At 72.6% G+C, this 3,999-nt stretch carries 3 protein-coding genes and 1 pseudogene; 2 read left to right on the top strand and 2 right to left on the bottom strand.

Going from position 1 to position 3,999, the window contains the following annotated elements:
* Positions 1–118 precede the first annotated feature (118 nt).
* Positions 119–1,120: a hypothetical protein gene (locus tag FNQ90_RS15005; RefSeq protein WP_182606842.1), complete on the top strand. Its 1,002-nt coding sequence runs from the start codon at positions 119–121 to the stop codon at positions 1,118–1,120.
* A gap of 258 nt (positions 1,121–1,378) precedes the next feature.
* On the opposite strand, the gene FNQ90_RS15000 is transcribed toward FNQ90_RS15005, so the two are convergent.
* Together FNQ90_RS15000 and FNQ90_RS14995 are read right to left on the bottom strand one after the other, a co-directional pair.
* A complete protein-coding gene (locus FNQ90_RS15000) occupies positions 1,379–1,906 on the bottom strand; it encodes a hypothetical protein (protein WP_267133056.1) in 528 nt (175 codons plus the stop codon).
* A 480-nt stretch (positions 1,907–2,386) separates the two neighbouring features.
* On the bottom strand, positions 2,387–2,656 hold the full coding sequence (locus FNQ90_RS14995) for a GlsB/YeaQ/YmgE family stress response membrane protein (protein WP_182606841.1): 270 nt from the start codon (positions 2,654–2,656) through the stop codon (positions 2,387–2,389).
* Between the two features lie 494 nt (positions 2,657–3,150).
* Between FNQ90_RS14995 and FNQ90_RS14990 the strand changes: the two are divergent.
* Positions 3,151–3,999: pseudogene (locus tag FNQ90_RS14990) on the top strand (pyroglutamyl peptidase); the annotation flags it as partial.

The following is a 3,999-nucleotide window of genomic DNA, read 5'->3' as shown; positions in this document are numbered from 1 at the left end:
GCATCGTCCCCACCCGTCCCCACCTGTCGATGCCTGTCGATACCCGTCCCCACCTGTCGATACCCGTCGATACTCGTCGATACCTGCCGATCCCGTACGGTCCACGAACAGGAGCACCGTGTCCGAACAGACCGTCCCCACTCCCCCGCCGCGACCGGCCGACACCGCGCTCGCCGCGATCGGTCACCCCGTGCCGGTCGCCGATCCCGCCGACTCCTCGCCCCACACCTTCCCCGACGGGGGTCGGTGGCGCACCGAGATACCCTCCGTCGAGGGCCCGGAGGCACTGCGCGTCGTGCTGGAGGAGGCCGCCGCGCTGGAGGTGCCGGTGCACCGCGTCAGCCAGGGCAGCGGGGTGTGGATGCTGACCGACGAGGAGATCACCGACATGGTGGCCGCCAGTGCCGCCGCCGACGTGGAGCTGTGCCTGTTCACCGGCCCCCGGGGCACCTGGGACATCGGTGCCGGGACCCGCACCGACTCGGGCGGCACCGGGCCGCGCGCCCGGGGCCACGACGCGGTGGCCGGTTGTGTGGAGGACGCGCTGCGCGCCACCGCCCTGGGCGTGCGCTGCCTGTTGGTGGCGGACGAGGGGGTGCTGTGGCTGCTGCACCGGATGCGGGCCGAGGGCGCCCTGCCCGCCGACACCACCTTCAAGGTCTCCGCCCTCATCGGGCCGGTCAATCCGGCGTCGGTGGCCGTGTACGAGCGGCTGGGCGGGGACTCGGTGAACGTCCCCTCCGACCTCACCCTCCAACACCTGACGGAGGTCCGCCGGGTCTCCCGGGTGCCGCTGGATCTCTATCTCGAGGCGCCGGACGACCTGGGCGGATACGTGCGGATGCACGAGATCGCCGAGCTGATCCGACGCGGAGCGCCGATCTACCTGAAGTTCGGGCTCAGCCGGGCGCCGGGCATCTACCCCTACGGGAGGCAGTTGCGCGAGGTGGCCCTGGCCGGGGCCCGCGAGCGGGTGCGACGCGGTCGGCTGGCCCTGGACCTCCTGGCCAGGCTGACCGGGGATCGGGGGCCGGCGGAGACCGGGATGTCGCCCCTCGGCTCCCGGCTGCCGGGGACGCTGGAGCGGTTCGGCGTGCCCGCCCCGCGCGGCGGCGGCTGATCGAGGGCCGGGGGCGGGAACCCCCGGGTACGCGAGGAAGGGACGCCGCGCGGAACGGATCGCGTTCCGCGCGGCGTCCGTCGTGCGGCGCCCGCCGGTCAGGCGTGATCGGCGCAGCAGGGATGGGGATCGGGCACGTCGAAGGGCATGTACCGACCGGCAGCGGGAGCCGGGCCGCCAACCGGTGCGGCAGGTGGTCCGCCGCCCGGATGTCGGCGGTGACGATGTCGAGCCCGATCACCCGGGCGGCGGGGGCGGTCATGCCGGCAGCACCCACATGGGGTTGGTGTGGAACCACAGGTCGCGCCACGGGTCGGCGTCGCCCACCACGTCCGGGGCGGGGCCGTTGGGGTCGATGTGCGCCCCGTTGAGGCCCGGCTGGGAGCGGTTCCCGTCGGTGCCGCGCATCCGGACGTACAGCGGTTCCGTCACCGGCCCGAGGTCGTACGTCAGCGTGACCGAGCCGCGGGAGCGGTTGACGTCGAAGGACCGCACCACCCGGGTGTCCGGGGTGGTGAAGACGTCCCGGTCGGGGACGGGGCCGGTGACGGCGCCCCGGATGACGTCCACCCGGGCGAGGGTGGGCTCGAACTGCGACCGATTCGGCCCGTTGGCCAGGGCGATCTCCATGACCAGCTCGACCCGACTGCCGCGCTTGACGTGCAGGGTGCCACCGAGGGTGACCTCCTTGGCGCCGACGGCCTTGCCGGCGCCCTTGCCGTTGCCGCCGGCGCGCAGACGGGCGTCGAGGCCGGAGATCAGGCCCCCGTGGTCGGTGATGACCAACCGGTCGAGGCCGTAACGGACGCCGTTGCGGACCTGGTCGATGACCCGGTACTGGGCGTCGGAGCTGTACTGGGTGTGGATGTGGTGGTCGCCCGCCGGCCAGAGCAGCTTCCGTCCGGGCCCGGCGGGCCTGCCGCGGCGGCGGTGCCGGTCGTGACGGCACCCCCGTTCCCCGCGGCGGCGAAGGCCTCGCCGGCGCCGGCGAGAACGCCCGCGCCGGCGAGTCCCGCCCCCAGCGGCCCCACGCGGCGGAGGATGCCGCGGCGGGAAAGCTGCTCGGGGCTCAGTTCGCTGTCCGGGATGGAGGCGTCCATCGCGGCGGGCAGCGGCCGGCCTTCGTCGTGGTGGTCGTGACCGTGGGGGTGGCCGTGGCCCATTCTCACTTCTCCCTCTTCAGTTCACAGGTGAACCCGCGCCACCAGGGAACTCCGAGGGGGTGGGGGGACCCGGGGTGAGAAACGGGCCGCCGGTGGGCGTCGGTCAGACGCGCGAGCGTCGGCCGGTCAGCAGCTGGTAGAGGAAGAGAAGGATGACGGCTCCGATGATGGCCGCCACCCAGGTGGAGATCTCGAAGAAGCCGTCCACGGCGTCCACCCCGAACAGCGCGCTGCCGAGGAATCCGCCGAGCAGGGCACCCGCGATACCCAGGAGGATGGTGACGATGAAGCCACCGGGGCCGTCGCCCGGCATCACCTTCTTGGCGATGGCGCCGGCGATCAGGCCGAGGATGATCCACGCGATGATGCCCATGACAGATGTCCTCTCGTGATGACGTGTACCGGTCGTCTGTCGGTTGCCCCGATTCCCCTCTCACACTCCCCCCGAGGAAAACTGGCTGATTTTCGCCTTGTTCCGGGGGTTCATACGCGCCGGAAAGACCACCGGTGACCACCATCGGGTTTGTATGTCCGATTATGCAAAGAATTGCGACGTCCCGCTCGGGGAGAGGGCGCGTCACGGGTCGGCTTTTATCGGCCGACACGGAAGCGGGATGGATCGGGTCGCACCGGGGCGAACGATTCCGCCCCGGAAAGGAGCGGACCCGCTCGGGGCGACTCCGGATCGGCGCGTGCCCGGCGCCGCGCGATCCACACCCGGGGTGCTCCCCTGCTCGATCGGGATACGACGGGGCCACACCACCGCAACGGGTTCGCGCAGGAGGGGGACCATTTCCCCGCTTTCCTGATACGGATGAGCCATCCGACCTTCACATCGTCATCACGGAACACCCCTCGGGAGAGGCGTTGAGCACCGACAGCGGGATCACAGCGGAAGAGTTCGCCGAGGAGGCCCGGCTCGACCGGGAGATACCCGGCCGCGTGCTGCGCCACGGCGGGCACGGTGACGCCGTCACCGCGTTCACCGAGGCCCTGGACGCGGCGGAGGACGAGGAGGGGGCCCTGCGCGTCGTGCGGGATCACGGCCGCCGTCTGTGGCGCAACGCCGCGCGCCGTGCCCGGGAGACCGACGGTGACGACCGTCCCCTGTACTGGACCCGGCTGGCCATGATCCGGGTGCTGCGCGGATACCGCCCCGCCGGAGATCCGCTCGGAACGGCGCTGGTCTCCGCCCTCGAACGCGCCTCGCGTGGTATCGAGGGCAACCGCCTGCCCGCAGGCGGGGATCGACTGCGGATCGTGATCACCGGCTTCGACCCCTTCGGGCTCGACCGCGACATCCGTCGCGGCAACCCCTCGGGCGCCGCCGTCCTGGCCCTGCACGGCACCACCCTGCGGACGGCGGACGGTCGCACCGCGCACGTGGAGGGCGTGATCCTGCCGGTGCGCTGGGGCGACTTCACCGACGGGATCGTGGAGGAGGCACTGACCCCCTACCTGGAGGAGGGACCGCGCAGGGTGGACCTCTTCATGACCGTCAGCCAGGGCAGGCCCGGTTTCTTCGACCTGGAGGTGTTCAACGGGGCGCGTCGCGGCGACACCCCGGACAACGCCGGGGTGCGGGCCCCGGGGCCGATTCCGGTGCCCCCCGGGCCGGGCGGCGCCGCGGCCCCCCAGTGGACCCGGAGCACCCTGCCGGCGGAACGGATGATCGCGGCGACCGCGACCGGGGGGGACGGCCGGGAGGCGGAGGGC

The organism is Streptomyces alkaliphilus (genome assembly GCF_014141535.1).
Taxonomy (GTDB): domain Bacteria; phylum Actinomycetota; class Actinomycetes; order Streptomycetales; family Streptomycetaceae; genus Streptomyces; species Streptomyces alkaliphilus.
This window is presented reverse-complemented; position numbering and strand designations above follow the sequence as displayed.